The sequence below is a fragment of the Bradyrhizobium sp. SK17 genome (genome assembly GCF_002831585.1).
Taxonomy (GTDB): Bacteria; Pseudomonadota; Alphaproteobacteria; order Rhizobiales; family Xanthobacteraceae; genus Bradyrhizobium.
This window is the reverse complement of the sequence record NZ_CP025113.1, coordinates 2397072-2415753: the sequence shown is the minus strand read 5'-3', so window position 1 is coordinate 2415753 and position 18682 is coordinate 2397072. Positions and strand designations below refer to the sequence as shown.

General features: G+C 65.8%; 21 protein-coding genes. 10 read left to right on the top strand and 11 right to left on the bottom strand.

Translation table 11 applies throughout. The features are described 5' to 3' along the window. Positions 1-6: 6 nt before the first annotated feature. Positions 7-1212, bottom strand: a complete 1206-nt coding sequence (locus CWS35_RS11260; protein ID WP_024579223.1) for an efflux RND transporter periplasmic adaptor subunit — start codon at positions 1210-1212, stop codon at positions 7-9. A gap of 538 nt (positions 1213-1750) precedes the next feature. Between CWS35_RS11260 and CWS35_RS11255 the strand changes: the two genes are divergently transcribed. Together CWS35_RS11255 and CWS35_RS11250 are read left to right on the top strand one after the other, a co-directional pair. Further along, positions 1751-2740 (top strand): hypothetical protein, encoded by a 990-nt coding sequence (locus tag CWS35_RS11255; protein ID WP_024579224.1) that lies wholly within the window; start codon positions 1751-1753, stop codon positions 2738-2740. Positions 2741-2771: 31 nt separating this feature from the next. After that, positions 2772-3800, top strand: coding sequence for a peptidoglycan -binding protein (locus tag CWS35_RS11250; RefSeq protein ID WP_024579225.1), 1029 nt, complete (start codon positions 2772-2774; stop codon positions 3798-3800). A 197-nt stretch (positions 3801-3997) separates the two neighbouring features. Here the strand turns inward: CWS35_RS11250 and CWS35_RS11245 are convergent, their stop codons facing one another. After that, positions 3998-4990 (bottom strand): aldo/keto reductase, encoded by a 993-nt coding sequence (locus CWS35_RS11245; protein WP_100951939.1) that lies wholly within the window; start codon positions 4988-4990, stop codon positions 3998-4000. Positions 4991-5098: 108 nt separating this feature from the next. Here CWS35_RS11245 and CWS35_RS11240 point away from each other — a divergent pair, with 108 nt between their 5' ends. Next, a complete protein-coding gene (locus CWS35_RS11240; RefSeq protein ID WP_100951938.1) occupies positions 5099-5992 on the top strand; it encodes a LysR family transcriptional regulator in 894 nt (297 codons plus the stop codon). Positions 5993-6210: 218 nt separating this feature from the next. Continuing rightward, on the top strand, positions 6211-6462 hold the full coding sequence (locus tag CWS35_RS38945) for a hypothetical protein (protein WP_157817124.1): 252 nt from the start codon (positions 6211-6213) through the stop codon (positions 6460-6462). A gap of 117 nt (positions 6463-6579) precedes the next feature. On the opposite strand, the gene CWS35_RS11235 is transcribed toward CWS35_RS38945, so the two are convergent. Further along, positions 6580-6903, bottom strand: a complete 324-nt coding sequence (locus tag CWS35_RS11235; protein WP_157817123.1) for a PilZ domain-containing protein — start codon at positions 6901-6903, stop codon at positions 6580-6582. A gap of 324 nt (positions 6904-7227) precedes the next feature. Between CWS35_RS11235 and CWS35_RS11230 the strand changes: the two genes are divergently transcribed. From CWS35_RS11230 to CWS35_RS11220, 3 genes are all read left to right on the top strand, one after another. Continuing rightward, positions 7228-8745 carry an AMP-binding protein gene (locus CWS35_RS11230; RefSeq protein WP_100951936.1) on the top strand — a complete coding sequence of 506 codons (1518 nt, stop codon included), beginning with the start codon at positions 7228-7230 and terminating at the stop codon, positions 8743-8745. Between the two features lie 142 nt (positions 8746-8887). Next, on the top strand, positions 8888-9859 hold the full coding sequence (locus CWS35_RS11225) for a S1C family serine protease (protein WP_100956240.1): 972 nt from the start codon (positions 8888-8890) through the stop codon (positions 9857-9859). 17 nt (positions 9860-9876) lie between these two features. Further along, a complete protein-coding gene (locus tag CWS35_RS11220; protein ID WP_100951935.1) occupies positions 9877-10959 on the top strand; it encodes a dienelactone hydrolase family protein in 1083 nt (360 codons plus the stop codon). Between the two features lie 230 nt (positions 10960-11189). On the opposite strand, the gene CWS35_RS11215 is transcribed toward CWS35_RS11220, so the two are convergent. Together CWS35_RS11215 and CWS35_RS11210 are read right to left on the bottom strand one after the other, a co-directional pair. Beyond that, a complete protein-coding gene (locus tag CWS35_RS11215) occupies positions 11190-12089 on the bottom strand; it encodes an SDR family oxidoreductase (protein ID WP_100951934.1) in 900 nt (299 codons plus the stop codon). 49 nt (positions 12090-12138) lie between these two features. Beyond that, positions 12139-12879: an SDR family oxidoreductase gene (locus tag CWS35_RS11210; RefSeq protein ID WP_100951933.1), complete on the bottom strand. Its 741-nt coding sequence runs from the start codon at positions 12877-12879 to the stop codon at positions 12139-12141. Between the two features lie 119 nt (positions 12880-12998). On the opposite strand from CWS35_RS11210, the gene CWS35_RS11205 reads away from it, so the two are divergent. After that, positions 12999-13886, top strand: coding sequence for a LysR family transcriptional regulator (locus CWS35_RS11205; protein ID WP_100951932.1), 888 nt, complete (start codon positions 12999-13001; stop codon positions 13884-13886). Positions 13887-13948: 62 nt separating this feature from the next. Beyond that, positions 13949-14155, top strand: coding sequence for a hypothetical protein (locus CWS35_RS11200; protein WP_024579236.1), 207 nt, complete (start codon positions 13949-13951; stop codon positions 14153-14155). A gap of 10 nt (positions 14156-14165) precedes the next feature. On the opposite strand, the gene CWS35_RS11195 is transcribed toward CWS35_RS11200, so the two are convergent. Then, the gene (locus tag CWS35_RS11195) at positions 14166-14483 is read right to left on the bottom strand and encodes an AzlD domain-containing protein (RefSeq protein ID WP_157817122.1); all 318 of its coding nucleotides are present in this window, start codon (positions 14481-14483) and stop codon (positions 14166-14168) included. Continuing rightward, on the bottom strand, positions 14476-15153 hold the full coding sequence (locus CWS35_RS11190; RefSeq protein ID WP_024579238.1) for an AzlC family ABC transporter permease: 678 nt from the start codon (positions 15151-15153) through the stop codon (positions 14476-14478). The genes CWS35_RS11195 and CWS35_RS11190 overlap by 8 nt, the downstream gene beginning before the upstream one ends. A gap of 74 nt (positions 15154-15227) precedes the next feature. Here CWS35_RS11190 and CWS35_RS11185 point away from each other — a divergent pair, with 74 nt between their 5' ends. Continuing rightward, positions 15228-15830, top strand: coding sequence for an ABATE domain-containing protein (locus CWS35_RS11185; RefSeq protein WP_024579239.1), 603 nt, complete (start codon positions 15228-15230; stop codon positions 15828-15830). Positions 15831-15846: 16 nt separating this feature from the next. On the opposite strand, the gene CWS35_RS11180 is transcribed toward CWS35_RS11185, so the two are convergent. From CWS35_RS11180 to CWS35_RS11165, 4 genes are all read right to left on the bottom strand, one after another. Then, positions 15847-16524 carry a DsbA family protein gene (locus tag CWS35_RS11180; RefSeq protein WP_100951929.1) on the bottom strand — a complete coding sequence of 226 codons (678 nt, stop codon included), beginning with the start codon at positions 16522-16524 and terminating at the stop codon, positions 15847-15849. Between the two features lie 36 nt (positions 16525-16560). Beyond that, positions 16561-17298, bottom strand: coding sequence for a sulfite exporter TauE/SafE family protein (locus CWS35_RS11175; RefSeq protein WP_024579241.1), 738 nt, complete (start codon positions 17296-17298; stop codon positions 16561-16563). A gap of 133 nt (positions 17299-17431) precedes the next feature. Next, positions 17432-18154, bottom strand: a complete 723-nt coding sequence (locus tag CWS35_RS11170) for an LrgB family protein (RefSeq protein ID WP_024579242.1) — start codon at positions 18152-18154, stop codon at positions 17432-17434. Next, complete coding sequence (locus CWS35_RS11165) at positions 18151-18540, bottom strand: CidA/LrgA family protein (RefSeq protein ID WP_024579243.1); 390 nt, start codon at positions 18538-18540, stop codon at positions 18151-18153. The genes CWS35_RS11170 and CWS35_RS11165 overlap by 4 nt, the downstream gene beginning before the upstream one ends. Positions 18541-18682 lie beyond the last annotated feature (142 nt).

The following is an 18682-nucleotide window of genomic DNA, read 5'->3' as shown; positions in this document are numbered from 1 at the left end:
CTCGGATCACCGCCGCGCGTGCGCGGTCTGTTGCGAATCCGGCTGTGCGGCAGCCGCGTCGGCCTCGTGCCAGGCCCGCGGCCGCACCTTGTCGCCGGCAGCGAATTTCTGGAACCCCTCGACGACGACCTTGTCGCCGGCCTTCAGGCCCTCGGTCACGAACCAGGTGCCGCCCTGCAACGAGCCGGTACGCACCGGCTGCACCGCGACGAGATTGTCGTCCTTGACGACGAACACCTCGCTGCCGCCGCCGCCATTGCGCTGGATCGCCTGCTGCGGCACGGCGATCGCGTCGGTGTCGATGCCCTGCTCGATCTGGACGCGGACATACATGCCCGGCAGCAGGACCCGCTTCGGATTCGGGAATTCACCGCGCAACGTGACCTGCCCGGTGTGGGCGTCGACCTTGGCGTCGGAGAACAGCAGCTTGCCCGGCAGGGCGTAGATCGAGCCGTCGTCGAGCACGAGGCGAACCTTCATCGCATCGGACTCGATGCGATCGAGATCGCCACTCTCGAAGTCGCGGCGAAGCTGGCTCAACTCGGTGACCGACTGCTGGAAGTCGGCGTAGATCGGGTCGAGCTGCTGGATGGTGGCAAGGCTCGCGGCGTCGTTCTGCACGACGAGCGCGCCTTCAGAGACCAGCGCGGCACCAATGGTGCCGTCGATCGGCGCGCGGATGGTGGCGTAATCCAGGTTGAGCTTTGCGCGCGCAACGTCGGCCTCGCGGCCCTGCACGTCGGCCTCGGCTCCCTTCAGCGTCGCGATCGCCTTTTCGTTCTCGGCTTCCGGCGCCGCACGCTGGCTGGTCAGGGTGGCGATACGGCGGGCCTGCAACGAGGCCTGTTCGAGCACGGCCTTGGCGCGCGCCAACGCCGCCTCGGTTGACTGCACCTCGACCTCGAACGGACGCGGATCGATCTGATACAGCGGGTCGCCGACCTTCACCTCGCTGCCCTGATGGAACATGCGGTTGACCACGATGCCGGAGACGCGCGGGCGTACCTCGGAGACGCGGGTCGGCGCGATGCGGCCCGGCAGTTCGCGCACCATCGCGCGTGCCTGCGGCTTCACGGTGACGACGCTGACGTCCGGCTCAGGCGCTTGCACGGCCGCGGTTGCGGAATTCGGCTCGTTACAGCCAGCAAGCAGTGGCGCCGTTACGGCCAGCATCAGAGCAATGCATGCCGATTGCGCGCGAAGACCAGACATCGAAGAAATCGCCCCCTGTAGGTTCAGACAAACCAACGGCGGTGTCACGACGACACCGCGCGTGTTGTTGCGGTGAAAATAAATCTCGCTTGCTGCGACGCAATGCGTTTGCCGGGCGGCTCATTGTCACACAAACCTATCGCACTGATATCGCGGCATGTTTTATCGACTCACCGGATTGTGAGCGGGTTCCATCGGAGGCTGCGGGAATGCGTTAACGAATACATGAGCGGGAACAGGGCAGTTCGGTGCGCATCCATGCGGCACATCGCATGACGAGCCCTTTGGCCCGAATCAGCCACCGCACCACCCGGCTCCTCGGCAAGGCATGCCGCCGCGGCGGCGCCTTGCGCTCGCAAGCGGGACCGGCCGCCGCCGCGGATGACGCGGCACCGAGCCCCGGAAGGCGGGATACGGCTGCGGCCAGTGCCGGATTCAGCCCAAGGTTCTGTCCACCGCCCTTGGATTCGGCTTTCCTCACTGCACCGCTGTGCCATATTGCGCACAGATGCGGCCTTCGCGAACGGATGACTAGGCAATGCCCACTACCCGCTCCGACATGGAGATCGAACTGAGCAAGCTGTCCTCGCCCCGGATCTTCCTGGTGCGGATGCTGGTCTTCCTGGTGCTCTGCGGGCTGGTCGGGGTCGTGCTGTACAAGCAGATCGTCACCGCATTCTTCGCCAATCCCGGGCTCAACGCCCTGATCGGCGCGGTGCTCCTGATCGGCGTCATCCTGGCGTTCCGCCAGGTGATCCGGCTCTATCCTGAAGTGGCCTGGGTCAACAATTTTCGCATCGCCGATCCCGGCCTTGCGATCGAGCGCCGTCCGACGCTGCTTGCTCCGATGGCAGCCATTCTCGGCGGCGAGCGCACCGGGCGGATGTCGATCACGCAGCAGACCATGCGGCATCTGCTGGATTCGATCGCGACCCGCCTGGATGAAGCCCGCGATATCTCGCGCTACATGACCGGCCTGCTCGTGTTCCTCGGCCTGCTCGGCACCTTCTGGGGCCTGATCGAGACGGTCGGCTCGGTCGGCAAGGTGATTGACGGGCTCAAGGTCGGCGGCGACGCCGGCGCGCTGTTCGATACGCTGAAGGAAGGGCTGGCCGCTCCGCTCGGCGGCATGGGCATCTCGTTCTCGTCGTCGCTGTTCGGCCTCGCCGGCTCGCTGATCCTCGGCTTCCTCGACCTGCAATCGAGCCAGGCCCAGAACCGCTTCTACACCGACCTCGAGGACTGGCTTGCCACCACGGTACGCGGCATTTCCGGCGATGAGACCGGCGCCTCCGGCGACATGCAGGGCGCGATCGATCGCCTCCGCACCACGCTCGAGGAAGGCAGCGGCGGCGGCCGCAACACCACGGCCGCGATGGCCAATCTGGCCGAGGCGATCCAGGGCCTGGTGGCGCATATGCGCACCGAGCAGCAGATGATCCGCGAATGGGCCGACGGCCAGGGCGAGCAGAACCGCGAGATCAAGCGGCTGCTCGAACGCCTCGCCCGCCAGCCCGAGAAGAGCTAGCCGGGGCGCACCAAGTCCAGGGAGACATTTCATGGCCCTCGCCCGCTCGCGCCGCAGCGAATCCGGCTTCAACTACTGGCCCGGCTTCGTCGACGCGCTGTCGACGCTGGTACTGTCGATCGTGTTCCTGCTTTCGGTGTTCCTCGTCGTGCAGTTCTTCCTGTCGCAGGAGGTCACCGGCAAGGACAAGGCGCTGGAGCAGCTCACCGCCAAGATCGCCCAGCTCAACGACTTGCTGTCGCTGGAGAAGCTCTCCAAGCTGACGCTCGACGACCAGGTGTCGCAGCTACGCGCCGGCCTGGCTTCGGCCGAAGGCGAGCGCGACCGCATGAAGGGGCTCTATGAAGGGCTCGCCAATTCCGGCAACGACGCACAGGGCCGCGCCACCGAGCTCAACAAGGCGCTGGAATCCGAGAAGAGCGTGTCGTCGCGCGCGCTGGCGCAGATCGAGGTCTTGAACCAGCAGATCAGCGCGCTGCGCCGCCAGCTCGCTGCGCTCGAGGAGGCGCTCGATGCCTCCGAGAAGCGCGACAAGGAATCGCAGAACCGGATCGCCGATCTCGGCTCGCGCCTCAACGTGGCCCTGGCGCAGCGGGTGCAGGAGCTGTCGAAGTACCGCTCGGAATTCTTCGGCCGGCTGCGCGCCATCCTCGGCAACCGCCCCGATATCCGCGTCGTCGGCGACCGCTTCGTGTTCCAGTCCGAAGTGTTCTTCGACACCGGCCAGGCGACGCTGCTGCCGGAGGGCAAGACCGAACTCGATACCGTGGCGAGTGCGCTGGTCGATCTCGACAAGAAGATCCCGAGCGAGATCGGCTGGGTGCTGCGCGTCGACGGTCATACCGACGTTCGGCCGATCAACAGCCCGCTGTTCAAGTCGAACTGGGAATTGTCCTCGGCGCGCGCGATCTCGGTGGTGCAGTATCTGGTCTCGCTCGGCGTGCCGGCGCAGCGCCTGGTCGCCGCCGGCTTCGCCGAATTCCAGCCGCTCGACACCGCGCAGACCGAAGACGCCTACAAGCGCAACCGCCGCATCGAGCTGAAGCTGACGGAACGCTGATCGCGCCGTGGGGTTGGCGGTAACGCGCCGACCATCCGCCGTCCTGGCGAAAGCCAGGACGACGCCGAGTCTCTCCCTCGTCATTCCGGGGCTCGCGAAGCGAGAGCCCGGAATCCATTTCACGACGGGTGATGCGGCCTGATGGGACTCCGGGTTCGTGCTTCGCACGCCCCGGAATGACGGAGGAAAAGACGCGTTCAGCGTCCGACCATCTGTTGCAGATGCTCCGGATAGCGCGCGCCCTGCACCTCGACCTCGGCCACCGCCTTGCCGATCTCGGCGAGATCCGCTGCGGTCAGTTCGACGCGCGCGGCGCCGATATTCTCCTCGAGTCGATTGAGCTTCGTGGTGCCCGGGATCGGCACGATCCACGGCTTCTGCGCAAGCAGCCAGGCCAGCGCGATCTGGGCCGCCGTCGCGCCCTTGCCGGCGGCGATCCGGCCGAGCTGATCGACCAGCGCCTGATTGGCGCGGCGGGCTTCCGGCGTGAAGCGCGGCACCAGGTTGCGGAAGTCGTCGCTCGCGAATGTGGTGCTGGCGCTGATCGCGCCGGTGAGGAAGCCGCGGCCGAGCGGGCTGTACGGCACGAAGCCGATGCCGAGCTCTTCCAGCAGCGGCAGGATCTCCGCTTCCACCCCGCGCTCCCACAGCGAATATTCGCTCTGCAAGGCCGTCACCTTCTGCACGGCATGGGCGCGCCGAATGGTCTGCGCGCCGGCCTCCGACAGGCCGAAATGGCGGACCTTGCCGGCGGCAATCAGGTCCTTCACGGCGCCGGCGACGTCCTCGATCGGCACGTTGGGATCGACGCGGTGCTGGTAGAACAGATCGATCACATCGATGTTCAGCCGCTTCAGCGAGGCGTCCGCCACCGCCTTGATGTGCTCGGGCCGGCTGTTCAGCGATCGGTGCCGCTCGGCCATGCTCCCGATGTCGAAACCGAACTTGGTGGCGATCACGACCTCGTTGCGCACCGGCGCCAGCGCCTCGCCGACCAGTTCCTCATTGACGAACGGACCGTAGACCTCGGCGGTGTCGAAGAAGGTGATGCCGCGTTCGACCGCGCCGCGGAGCACCGCGATGCCCTGCTCCTTCTCGAGCGCCTGGCCGTAGGCGAAGCTCAGGCCCATGCAGCCGAGGCCGATCGCCGAGACTTCGAGGTTGCCGTTGCCGAGTTTGCGCTTCTGCATGATGTCTCTCCGCGTCGATGACTGGATTGGTCGCAACGGGATTTAGGGCGTGCACCGGTGGGCAATTAGACGTAAAAATCGGGATGGACTTATGAGCAGGACTCATGAATGCCGCGGCATGACGTCAACGACCTGATCGCCTTCCTCGCGGTTGCGCGCGAGCGCAGCTTCACCCGCGCCGCGGCGAGGCTCGGGGTGTCGCAATCGGCGCTCAGCCACACCATTCGCGCGCTCGAGGAGCGGCTGGGCGTGCGGCTCCTGACCCGCACCACGCGCAGCGTCGCGCCGACCGCGGCCGGCGAAAGGCTGCTGCACGGCATCGGCCCGCGCTTCGAGGAGATCGACGCCGAGCTGGCCGCACTGACCGCCCTGCGCGACAAACCCGCCGGGATCATCCGCATCAACGCCGGCGAGCATGCGGCCGAGACCCTCCTGTGGCCGGTGCTGGCCGGATTCCTGCCGCGCTATCCCGACATCAAGGTAGAGGTGACGGTCGACAACGGGCTCGCGGATATCGTCGCGGAGCGCTTCGACGCCGGGGTTCGGCTCGGCGAGCAGCTCGCCAAGGACATGATCGCGGTGCGGATCGGTCCGGATTTCCGCATGGTCGTGGTCGGCGCACCCTCTTATTTCAAGCAGCGGGAGCGCCCGAAGCGGCCGCAGGACCTGACGCAGCATGCCTGCATCAACATCCGCCTGCCGACCCTTGGCGGCATCTACGCCTGGGAATTCGAGCGGCGTGGCCGTCCGCTCAAGGTCCGCGTCGACGGACAATTGGTGTTCAACAGCACCGCATTGCGGATCAAGGCCGCGTTGGCCGGGCTGGGGCTTGCCTATGTCGCCGAGGATCAGGTGCGCGGGCCGCTCGCCAAGGGACAGCTGATCCAGGTGCTCGACGACTGGTGCGCGCCGTTTCCGGGCTATCACCTCTATTACCCGAGCCGCCGCCAATCCGCACCGGCCTTCGCGTTGCTGGTCGAGGCACTGCGCTATCGGGGCTAATCGTGAACGGCAGCATCGCCTGAAAAAGCCCGCTCGCTAGAGATTGTTTGAGCGCGGCTTCGTGATCGTCGTCGAGATATGTCACACGGATATTTGGTTCGCCGTGGTGATGCCGCACGGAACGCATCCATTACGGATGACGTTATACGAGTGATTGGAAATCTACGTCGCGGCTGTGCATACCGCTCCAGCCTCACCGCGCTATTTCGGACCAGCACATGCTTAGAAACAAATTCACCATCCTCCTCGCCGCCGGCCTCGCGTTGGCACCGGTCCAACTTCTTGCGCAAAGCACCGGAGGCACCCCGCTGCCGCCGCGGCCGGGTGACCGCGCCGCACCGTCGAACGGTGTCGGCGGCACCGCGCTCCCGACCCAGTCCGGCCAGCGCTACGCGCCGTCGTCCGGCAGCAGTGCCGGCAGCGCGGCGCCAGCACCTCCCGGCGGTTCGTCCAACACATCGGGGCGATGAAGCGGGCGTTCGTGCGCGGAGCGGTCAGTGAGATGAGGTTGAATCGTCATCTCGCTTTGGCTTCTTCTTTGCGCATGATCTTTTCGGAAAACCGCTTCACTTTTCCGGATCATGCTTTTAGATCGCGCCGGCCGGCTCCGTGGCCGCCGCTTGGTCGGGCTCGGCTTCCGCCATCACGAATTTGAGCCCGTAGGTCTTGCCGCGGCGCCAGACCACCTCGCAGGGGTAGCGCTTGGCATGATCGGCGAGCAGCGTCAGCGCGAGGCGATCCTTGACCTCGAACGCGACTTCGGTGGTGATCTTGGCGCCGCCTGGCGAAATGTCGACCACGGCGCAGGCGCTTTCGGTGGCGCCATCATCGACCGTGATCCACGCCGCACGGTTGTTGAGCTGGCGCCGCGGCTCGCGACTGACCTTGGTCCGTGCCCCATTGCTCGCCATCGTCATCGCCCTTGAAGACATTGGTCATTGAAAAACTTTGACACTGCGCAGGTCGATCGACGCGCCCGGCACACAACTGCACCGGCCACAATGCCGTCGCCCCGTAAAGTCCGCCTTAGCGCGATCGCTTGAACTTTACCGGAATCTTGACGGAGCTTTTATCAAACGGGAATTCTACAGGTCCATCAGCGGGATACCGGTTACCTCGGCAGCCATCCGCTTGACATGGAGACCGCAGTCTTGGTGAAGTGGCGGCGGTGGCCTTAAGGGCACCATCCCTGCAACAAGAGCGCTTCGAACCGCCTCTCCGTCCGGAAACGATCCATGCTTCTCCCTCTCGCCGACGTGCCGCGCTGGTATGCCGAACGCAAGCCCGCTGACGCGATCGCCATCAGTCACGGCGCCGATGCGCTGACCTGGCATGAGCTTGAGCGCCGCGCCAATGCGCGGGCGCGGGCCTTCGCTGCCAAGGGCGTCAAACCTGGCGACTTCGTCGCGATCGGGCTGCCCAACAGCAACGCATTCTTCGAGACCAGTTTCGCGGTGTGGAAATGCGGCGCGACGCCGACCTCGCTGTCATGGCGGCTGCCGCGCGGCGAAGCCGCCGCGGTGCTCGAGATCCTCAAACCCTCGCTGGTGGTCGGCGGCGAGGCCGACTGGAACGCGCCGAACTCGCTGCCGGTGAATTTCGTGCCGGAGGGATTCTCCGAGGAGCCGCTCGATGCGCCGGTCGCGCGCTACTGGAAGGCGATGACGAGCGGCGGCTCGACCGGACGGCCCAAGGTGATCCTCGATCACAACCCCGCGGTGATCGAAACCACGACGCCGCTGATGCTCGGAATTCCGCATCAGGCTTCGCTGCTCAACCCGGGTCCGCTCTATCACAACGCGCCGTTCATCCTGTCGCACTCCGCTCTGTTCGGTGGCGGCAAGCTGACCGGCATGGTGAAGTTCGACGCCGAGGAGACACTGCGGCTGATCGCGCGTGAGCGCGTGCAATGGGTCAACTTCGTGCCGACCATGATGCATCGGATCTGGGCGCTGCCCGAGGAGGTGCGCAACCGCTACGATGTCTCCAGCCTGCAGATCGTGTTTCACATGGCGGCGCCGATGCCGCCCTGGCTGAAGGAGAAGTGGATCGAATGGCTCGGGCCGGAACGGGTCTGGGAGCTCTATGGCGGCACCGAGCGGCAGGGCGCCTGCGTGATCTCGGGCGTCGAGTGGATGGCGCACAAGGGCTCGGTTGGCAAGATCGGCGAGACCGCGCGCTTACGCATCATCGGCGAGGACGGCAACGACGTCGCGCCGGGCGAGACCGGCGAGATCTATTTCCTGCCCAATGACGGCGCCGGCTCCACCTATCACTATCTCGGCGCTGCACCGAAGCGGCGGCCGGACGGCTGGGAATCACTCGGCGACATCGGACGTCTGGACGAGGAAGGCTATCTCTATCTCGGCGACCGGCTCGCCGACATGGTGCTGCGCGGCGGCGCCAACATCTATCCGGCCGAGGTCGAGGCCGCGGTCAGCGAACATCCCGAGGTGCGCTCCTGCGTGGTGGTGGGATTGCCCGATCTGGAATTCGGCCAGCGCGTGCATGCGATCCTCGAACTCGCCGACAAAGCCGACGCGCAGACAATCGCCGACGGCATGGGCGATTTCCTCAAAGACCGGCTGAGCCGCTACAAGCATCCGGAGAGTTTCGAGCGCGTCGGCGTCGCGCCGCGCGACGATTCCGGAAAGGTCCGCCGCACTATGCTGCGCGACGAGCGCGCCGCGTGGATCAAGGAAAATCGCGCCTTCCGCATCATGCCGGCGCGCGCTTCGACGAAAAGCGAGTAGTTCATTTCATCTTGCGAGAGGCAGGTCTGCACGCCACATGAGCTGTGCAGCCGGCCATGCAAGGTATATCATTCCATCTTCCCTGCCGGCATAACCTCGGACTAGCTTGAGGTTCCAGCGCCCTGCACGCCAGGAGATCCTGATGCCCGCCACCACCGAATGGAAAGTGCCACCGGCCTTTCAGCCTCGCCCCGAAGATTACCGCTTCGATCTCGATCGCGCGCTGAGGAGTGTGGTCGGACTGCATTCGATCATTCCACCCGACGCCTTCAGCGCCGAGACGCTCGGCACCGAGCGCGCCGGCAACGGCGTTCTGATCGACGACGGGCTGGTGCTGACGATCGGCTATCTGATCACCGAGGCGGCCACGGTATGGCTGCATCTCGGCGACGGCCGCGCGGTCGAGGGCCACGCGCTCGGCTTCGATTTCGAATCGGGCTTCGGCCTGGTGCAAGTGCTCGGCAGGCTCGACCTTGATCCGCTGCCGATCGGCTCCTCGGCGGCGACGCGGATCGGTGACAATGTCGTGCTCGGCGGCGCCGGCGGCCGCACCCGATCGGTCGCGAGCCAGATCGCCGCGAAGCAGGAATTCGCGGGCTACTGGGAGTACCTGCTCGACGAGGCGATCTTCACCCATCCGTCGCACCCGAACTGGGGCGGCACCGGATTGCTCAACAATGCCGGCGAGCTGATCGGCATCGGCTCGCTGCAGCTCGAACGCGAGCGCTCGGGCCGCGCCGAGCATGTCAACATGATCGTTCCGATCGATCTGCTCAATCCTGTGCTCGACGACCTGCGCAGATTCGGCCGTGTCAACAAGCCGGCGCGGCCCTGGCTCGGCATGCACACGATGGAGATCGACAACCGCCTCGTGGTGATCGGCGTCGCCAGCATGGGACCTGCGGCGCGTGCCGAATTGAAGACCGGCGACGTGATCCTCGCGGTCGCCGGCGAGAAGGTGACGGATCAGACCGGCTTCTACAGGAAGCTCTGGTCGCTCGGCACGGCCGGCGTCGACGTGCCGCTGACGGTCTATCATGAGGGCGTCACTTTCGACGTGACGCTGGCCTCGATCGACCGCATGAAGCTCTTGAAGGCACCGCGGCTACACTAGGACAGGGGACAGCGGCGATGAGCGAGGCCGTGGTTGACGATATCGTGGCCGTGCTGCCGCCGCTGTTGCAGACGCTGGAATCGCTGGCCTTCGTCGCGCGCAACCTCAACCCGCCGGACTTCGACCGGGTGATGCAGATCGCGGGCGAGCCCGAGGCGGCGCTGCAAGCGGTGCGGCCACGGCTGGCCGACTGGCCGGAGAAGTTCGCGCACATCAAGGTCGCATTGGAAGCATCGATCGAACCAGCGTTGGCGGGCTATGCGGGGCTGCGCGCGGTACAGAACGGCGAAGGCGATCTGGTCAGCGTGTTCCGCGCGCTGCGCTACCTGCCACGGGCGCAGGAGGCGCTGTATCCGTTGACCGAGTTGCCGCCGGTCAGCGGCTTCTTCATCACGCCCGAGTTGCGCGAGGACACCGATCTGCAGGCCAGGCTCGCGGCGAAGCCCAACGACGACACCGGCATCTTCCATGAGCGCAACGAGCCGGGCAGCCGCGGCGGCTTCTCGATGTATGTGCCGGAATATTACACGCCGGATCGCTCGTGGCCGCTGGTGATGGCGCTGCATGGCGGCAGCGGCAATGGCCGCGGCTTCCTGTGGAGCTGGCTGCGCGACGCGCGCAGCCGCGGCGCCATCCTGGTGGCGCCGACCGCGACCGGCCAGACCTGGGCGCTGATGGGCGACGACACCGACACGCCGAACCTCAACCGCATCGTCGACCAGGTGCGCGCGCGCTGGAACATCGACGAGCGGCGCATGCTGCTGACCGGCATGAGCGATGGCGGCACGTTCAGTTATGTCACCGGGCTCGACGGCGCCTCGCGTTTCACGCATCTCGCCCCGGTCGCGGCGACCTTCCATCCGCTGATGGCCGAGATGGCCGATGCGGAGCGGCTGCGCGGCCTGCCGATCTTCATCACCCATGGCCGGCAGGACTGGATGTTCCCGGTGCAGACCGCGCGGCAGACCCAGAGCCTGCTGTCGGCCACCGGCGCCAAGGTCGTCTATCGCGAGATCGACGATCTCAGCCATACTTATCCGCGCGAGATCAATGCGGAGATACTTCGCTGGCTGGACTGCGCTCCAGCCGGCGGCGCCTAAAACATCCTCGGCTGGTTGCGGCTCCATCCCCGTCATTGCGAGCGAAGCGAAGCAATCCATCGCGCCGCAAGCGGAGGCATGGATTGCTTCGTCGCTGTCGCTCCTCGCAATGACGTGGCGAGAGTGCGCCCAAAGCGAGATGAGGGTTGAATCGTCATTTCGCTTTGGCTTCTTGTTTGCGGATGATCTTTTCGGAAAACCGCTTCGCATTTGTCCGGATCATGCTTTGGTTACTCATTCACCCGCGGCTTGAGCAGGTCTGCGAACCCGACCCGGTGCAGCATCTCGTTGCGGACGCGGTCGATCACGCCGAATGCGACCTCAGCGCCGTCCTGGGTCGGATCGATGTGGACACGGAACGGCCGTTTGCCGAACGGCGTGTCAACGACTTTGACGATCGCGTCCGCGACCAGCGACGCATCGGCGTCTTCGGGCACGATGGCCGCGAACGCCTTCATGATCTGCTCGCCGAAGCCGGCATAGGGGCCGGCTTCGTATTCGGCGACGCGCGCCTCGTCAGCGGGACGGCCGGAATGCGCGAAGTGGTTGGTGCCGCCGGTGAAGGCGCCGGGCACGATGATCGAGGTCTCAATGCCCCAGCGCGTGAGCTCGCGGGCATAGATCACGGCCATCGCATCCATGCCGGCCTTCGCCGCGAAATACGGCGCGAGGTAAGGCGGCGTGCCGCCGGCCGAAGAGCTGCTCGACACCCAGACCACGAGCCCCCTGCCCTGCTTGCGCAGCTGTGGCAGCGCCGCTCGGTTGACGCGTTGAGTCGAGAGCACATTGATGTCATAGAGCTCGGCAAGCTGTTCGAGTGTGAACGCCTCCGCCGGACCGAACACCATGTGACCGGCATTGTGCATCACGACATCGAGGCGGCCTTCCTCGGCGACGATCTGAGCGATCGCCGCATCGACCGACGCCTGCGAGCCGACATCGAGCTCGATTGCGCGCAGATCGACCTTGTTGTCCCTGGCGAACTCCTCGATATCGGCGACCGCGGCGGCGTTGCGACCGGTGGTGTGGCGCATCGAGGCGTAGACGGTGTGGCCGGCCCTGGCGAGTGCGTTGGCGGTGAGGCGGCCAAAGCCGCTCGACGCGCCGGTGATGACGATGACTTGCTTCATGACACGTTTCCTTGTGATGACGAGTTGAACGAGTGTTGGGTTGAAAACGTCAGACCAGGCCGCCATTGGCGCGCAGGGTCTGCCCGTTGATCCACGCGCCGTCGGGGCCGGCGAGGAACGACACCACGCCGGCGATGTCCTCGGGCGTGCCGAGCCGCTCCAGCGGGACCATCTTGGCGAAGCGATCGATCAATTCGTCCGACTTGCCGTGCAGGAACAGATCGGTCGCCGTCGGGCCCGGCGCGACCGCATTCACGGTGATGCCGCGGCCGCGCAATTCCTTGGACAGGATCGCGGTCAGGGATTCGATCGCGGATTTGGTGGCGACATAGATGCCGTAGGTTTCGAGCCTGGTGCCGACGACGCTGGTCGAGAAATTGACGATGCGTCCGCCGTTGCGCAGCCGGCGCGCCGCCTCGCGCATGGTGTTGAAGCTGCCCTTCAGGTTGACCGCGACCTGCTGGTCGAACGTTGCATCGTCGCTATCGGCGATCCTGCCGAGCTTCATGATGCCGGCATTGTTGACCAGGACGTCGACGCCGCCGAACGCCGCTTCCGCCGCGTCGAACATGCCGCGCACGGCACTGGCGTCGCTGACATCGGCCTTCGCGGTCAGCGCCCGGCCGCCGGCGGCCTCGATCCGGTCGGCGACCGCCTGGGCTGGCTGGGCATCGCCGGAATAGTTGATGACGACGGTAAAGCCGTCCCTGGCGAGCCGTTCGGCCACCGCCGCGCCGATCCCGCGCGAAGCTCCCGTCACCAGAGCTACCTTTTTGGTTTGGCTAGTCATTTTGAATCTCCGATCAAAAGTGCGGCCGAGCCGCGTTCGATGGGAGGACGCTATGGCTTGGCAACTATCGGATAATCAGGCATAATTTGGCATCACTATTCGTGCTAGTCGGATAATAGATGGACCGCTTCGACGCCATGCGCGTGTTCGTCAGGGTGGTGGAGCGGCGAAGCTTTTCGCTCGCTGCCGACGATCTGGGGCTGCCGCGCTCGACAGTGACCGACGCGGTGAAGGGCCTGGAGGCGCGGCTCGGCGTGCGGCTGCTGGAGCGCACCACGCGCACCGTGCGCCCGACGCTCGACGGCGAGGCGCACCACCGCCGCTGCCTGGCGCTGATCTCGGACCTCGAGGACGCCGAGGGCGCGTTCGGCGGCGCGCGGCCGAAGGGGCTGTTGCGGCTCGAAGTGCAGGGCACCTTGGCGCGACATTTCCTGCTGCCGAACCTGCCGGGCTTCTTTGCGGAGTATCCCGACATCGAGATCAACATGAGCGAGAGCGACCGCTTCATCGATCTGATCCGCGAAGGCGTCGACTGCGTGCTGCGCTTCGGCAAGCTGCCCGACAGCGACATGATTGCGCGGCAGGTTACGATGCTGGAGCGGCTGACCTGCGCCACGCCGGACTATTTCGCGCGCTTCGGCACACCGACCGATCCGTTCGCGCTCGACGGTCATCGCATGATTGGCATCCGCTCGCTGACGACGGGGCGATTGCGGCCGATGGAGTTCGTGATCGACGGCGAGCTGAAGCAGTTTCCGCTGCCCGCGCCGATGGCGGTGACCGGCCCCGAAAGCTATCTGGCGTGCGCCAAGCTCGGCCTCGGCCTCGTGCAGGTGCCGCGCTTCCACGCCGAAGCCGATCTCGCCAACGGCACGCTGATCCCGGTGTTGCAGCGATGGCCACCGCCGTCGGTCCCGGTCAACCTGCTCTATCCACGCAACCGCCAGCTCTCGCCGCGGGTCCGCGTGTTCATCGATTATGTGATGCGGATGTTCGCGCGGAGTTGATCGATCGCCGGAACCACACCCGGTCCCGCGACGTTACCCCGCCGACACCGGAGGGATTAGCGATGCGGACTTTTTTCAACATGATTTTGGGCGCGCTGCTGCTGGTTTGCGGCGTCTATGTCTATGATTCGGCTCGGACGTCGAGCGTCGCCAATGGCGATATGGCGCAGGGCACGCGCACCATCGTCAATTGGGACGTCGCGGCGCATGACTGGAATCTGCTGAAGTCTCGCGCACGTGAGGAATGGACCAGGGTCGCGTCGAAGTAACGGCTGACGTTTACAATCCGATCGCCGACGCCGCGAGGGCCGCGCCGAACCCCGCTCCCAGCGCGGCCCATTCTTTCGATGTGATCGCCATTGTCGCGATTGCGACCGCGGTCCCGACAAGGCCTGCCAGCCCGCCTGACAGGCAGCCGCCGACAATGAACGCAATGAACAGATTGCCGGGCGCAAGCCGGAGAAACCGGGCGGCGATGCCGTCCTCGCGCATCGATGCGGCGAGGACGTATCCGCCGGCGCGCATGGCGTAGCAGGTGACGCCGAGGACGCAGATCACGCCGAGCACCTGCAAGTCGAGCACCTGCAAGTCATGCATCGGCAGGCTCCATCATGCTCACGAGCGTACCGCATCCACCCCCGATCAACATGGACCAGCTCGGATCCACGAACCGGGCAACGAGAAGCGCTGCGACGGCCGAGGTCAGCCACGGCCACGGCGATCTCGCGGTCTTCCACTGGCTCGGCAGCAGGGTCGCGATGAACATCGTCGGCAGCAACGCGGCGGCGAGCTTGAGCGGTTCGTTCGACCCGAGCGGGGCGGCATAGGCGAGCGCGGTGCCGCCGACCCAGCCGACCGCCATTGGGATGCTCGATCCGAGCAGATAGCCCGCGTCGGGTCCGTTGCGCTCGGCATCCGAGTTGGTCATCAGCCATGACGCGTCGGCCAGCAGGAACAGCGTGGGCAGCATCCTCCGGGGTGCCAGCGCTCCAAACATCTGGCGTAGATGGGCGCCCATCAGTAAGTATCGCGAATTCGTGGCAATGCAGGCAACCACCATGGCGGCGATCGGCAGCGGATGAGCCCACATGCTCAGTGTGATCGCCTGGGCCGTGGCGGAGTAGACCAGCAGGCTGAACAGAATGGCGTGTGGTGCCCCCAGCCCAAGTCCCTTGTAGGTCAGCCCCATCACCAGGCCGGCGGCGCCGTTGCTGAGCAGGAAGGGCAGCGCCGCGACCAGGCCCCGCCTGAAGCCGGCGGCGGTCATCGTTGGGGCACCTGGCGAGCGGCGAGCACTTGTAATGGTCATGACCATTAGATTAGACTTTGTGAGAGGCCGTGATGTCAAGAGATCCCGCGCGGGCAGCGACCCAGTTTTTCGGTGGACGGGTCTGCCTTGACTTCGCGAACACGCTGGACTGGCGCACCTCGGACGATCCGCAGGAGCTGATCCCGGATTATGCGGCGCTGCTGTCCTGGAGCGAACGCCGCGGGACCTTGCCGCTTGCCGCGACCAGGAAGCTGAGAGCACGTTCGGCAAGCAGCGAGGCCGCAGCCGCGATGCAGACGGCGTATGAGCTGCGCCGCGACATCTGGACCATCTCGGATGCGCTGCGCGACGGTCGCGGTGCGGACCTTCGTCTGGTCAATCAATTGCTCTCAGTGGCGCCCCGGCAGCCCGACCTGGTGCGGCAGGATCGAGCATATCGCCATGCGCTGGCGGGGATCGACCTGAAGGAGCCGTTATGGCCGGTGCTCTGGTCGCTGACGGCGCTGCTCGCCTCCGACGATGCCAGGCGGATCGGATGCTGCGAGGCTGACGGCTGCGGCTGGTTCTTCGTCGACGAGAGCCCGAACCGGACCCGCAGATGGTGTTCGAGCGAAGTCTGCGGCAATCGCGAGCGGGCGCGGCGCGCTTATGCCAAGCGCAAGGGCTCCGCGTGAGCGAACGCGAAGGCGCTTAGTTCTGCTCGGTCTTGCGGCCCATATTGGCCTTGCGGGCGTCCGCGATCACCTGCTCGAACTGGTCGATGCTAAGCACGCCGGGCACGCGATACTTGCCGACGATGAATGACGGCGTGCCGTTGAAGCCGAACGCCAGCGCCTGCTCGTTGTTGCGGGACAGGAGCGCGTCGATCGCCTTGGCGTTGGCGTCGAGATCCTTCTTCAGCCGGTCCATGTCGAGACCGGCGCCCGAGAGCAGTTCGGTGATGCGCGGCTCGGTGATGCGCGAATTGACCGAGATCATCGCTTCATGCGCGGCTTCGAACTTGTCCTGGTACTTCGCCGCCAGCGCCATCCGCGCCGCGACCTTGGACACCGGCCCGAGGATCGGCCAGTCCTTCAGCACCAGGCGGACCTTGCCGTCGTCCTGCACCACCTGGCGGAGCTCCGGCGCAAGCTTGCGGCAATACGGGCAATTGTAGTCGAACCATTCGACGATGGTGATGTCGCCCTTGGGGTTGCCGATCACGGGAATCTCCGGATCGCGCAGCACCTGCTCCTCGGTCAGGACCTTGTCGTCGTCAGCGCGCACGCCGCCCGCGGCCAGCAGCGCGATGCCGGCACCGATCAGGCCGAGCGCACCGCGGCGGCTGGCGCCGGCGTCGATCAGGGGCGATTTGGTCAATTGGTTCATGGCTGGCTTTCGCAAGGGCTGCTCGCCCTTCTACGTTCAGGACAGATTGATGTTACGCAGCAGCATATAGATCGCCACGACGATAATCACAGTCGCAAACACGATATTCAGCGCGCCGCGCCGTTCCGACAGGTGCCGGGCGCTGCGGGTGCCCAGCAGGCCGCCCGCGATGCCGCCGGCGACGAATAGCCCCGCCAGGCCCCATGACACCAGCCCGGACCACGCATAGCTCAGGGCCGTGGTCATGCCAAAGGCGGTCACGGCCACCAGCGAGGAACTGACCGCGTTCATGATCGGCATCCCGGTCGCCAGCATCAACGCGGGCACGATCAGGAATCCACCGCCGATGCCAAAGAAGCCGGACATGGTTCCGGTGGCCAGTCCGAGGCCCACGATCGCGGGCATGTTGGACATCGAGATCTTGACGTCGGTCAGCCCGACCCGCGCGCGGGTCTTCAGCATCAGGCCGGCGATGACCAGCATCACCAGCGAGAACAGCGCCAGCAGCTTCTGCCCGTCCAGCATCTTGCCGAGGATCGAGCCGCCGAAAGCGCCGAACATGCCCGACAGCGCGAACACCAGCGCGCAGGACCATATCACGGTGCCGCCGCGAGCATGGTTGGACAGGTTGATGGCGGCGTTGGCGGCGACAGCGATCGCCGAGGTGCCGATCGCGACATGCGGCTGGGGCACCCCGACCACATAGACCATCAGCGGCACGGCCAGGATCGACCCGCCGCCGCCGACGAGGCCCAGCGAAAAGCCGACCAGCATGCCGGATACCAGCCCAAGCACGCTTTGAGTTGCGGAGAAGACCAAGGGAATAGACTCGCGTTTGAGGCGGTACCCTAGAAGGATTTGCTATCTGACGCCATACCAACAGCACAAAACTGCCCTGCAACCGCAGTCAGCGCAGCAAATATGTCACGGCCAGCGGCACCAGCAGCGAGGTGACCAGCGCATTCAGGCTCATCGCGATGCCGGCGAAGACGCCCGCCACCTCGTCGACCTGGAACGCCCGCGCGGTGCCAATGCCATGGGCGGCGATCCCGGCGGCAAAGCCGCGGCCGCGATAATCGGTGATCCCGGTGAGGTTCATCAAGGGCGTGACGATGATCGCCCCCATGATGCCGGTGAGGATCACCGACACCGCGGTCAGCGAGGGATCGGCATGCAGCGATTCGCTGATGCCCATCGCGACGCCGGCGGTGACCGATTTCGGCGCCAGTGACAGGATGATGTCGCGTGGCAGGCCGAAGGCCTTCGCCAGCAGCACCACCGAGACGATCGCGGTGAGCGAGCCGACCGCGAGCGCGACCAGCATCGGCAGCACCGCGGCCGCGACCCGCCTGCGGTTCTCGTAGAGCGGCACCGCCAGCGCCACCGTCGCCGGACCGAGCAGGAAATGCACGAACTGCGCACCGGCGAAATAGGTGGTGTAGGACGTGTTGGTCAGCAGCAGGAACAGGCCGATGATCCAGAGTGAATGCAGCACCGGATTGGCGAGCGGATGCCGGTGGGTCCGCAACGACACCGCGTCGGTTACTGCATAGGTCACGAGCGTCACCGTCAACCAGAGCAGCGGCGACTGCGAGAGATAGACCCAGAGCGCGAACGGGTTGTCGCTCACGGCGGCGTCTCCTCCTCGCGCGACAACAGGCTGCTCGCCGCAACGAAGGTCGCGACCGTCGCCAGCAGCGTGACGATGACCGACACTGCGAGGATCACCAGGATCGCGACACCATGCTCGGCGAGCAGATCGAGCTTCTGCACCACACCGACGCCGGCCGGAATGAACAGCAGCGAGAGGTTGGCCAGCATGCCGCGGCTCGCGTTCTCGACGCCGTCATTGCCGAGCGGCCCGCGTGCCAGCGCCGGATATCGGTCGCGTGCCAGCAGCAGCAACAGCAACAACACGAGGCCAACCACCGGGCCGGGCACCGGCACCGCGAGCGCGCGCACGGCAACCTCACCGGCGAGTTGGCAGAGCAGGATCAGGCTGAGGCTGGCGATCATGACAGGGCGCTCGCGCGAAGCATGCGCCTATCAGGTCGTTGCGCGGAAGGCTTGTCAATGTGTCGGCCCGAAGCGCGTGCGCAAATGCTGAGCACTCGCTCCCTCTCAGACCCGTTGCGCCTTCTCAAACCCGTCATCCTGA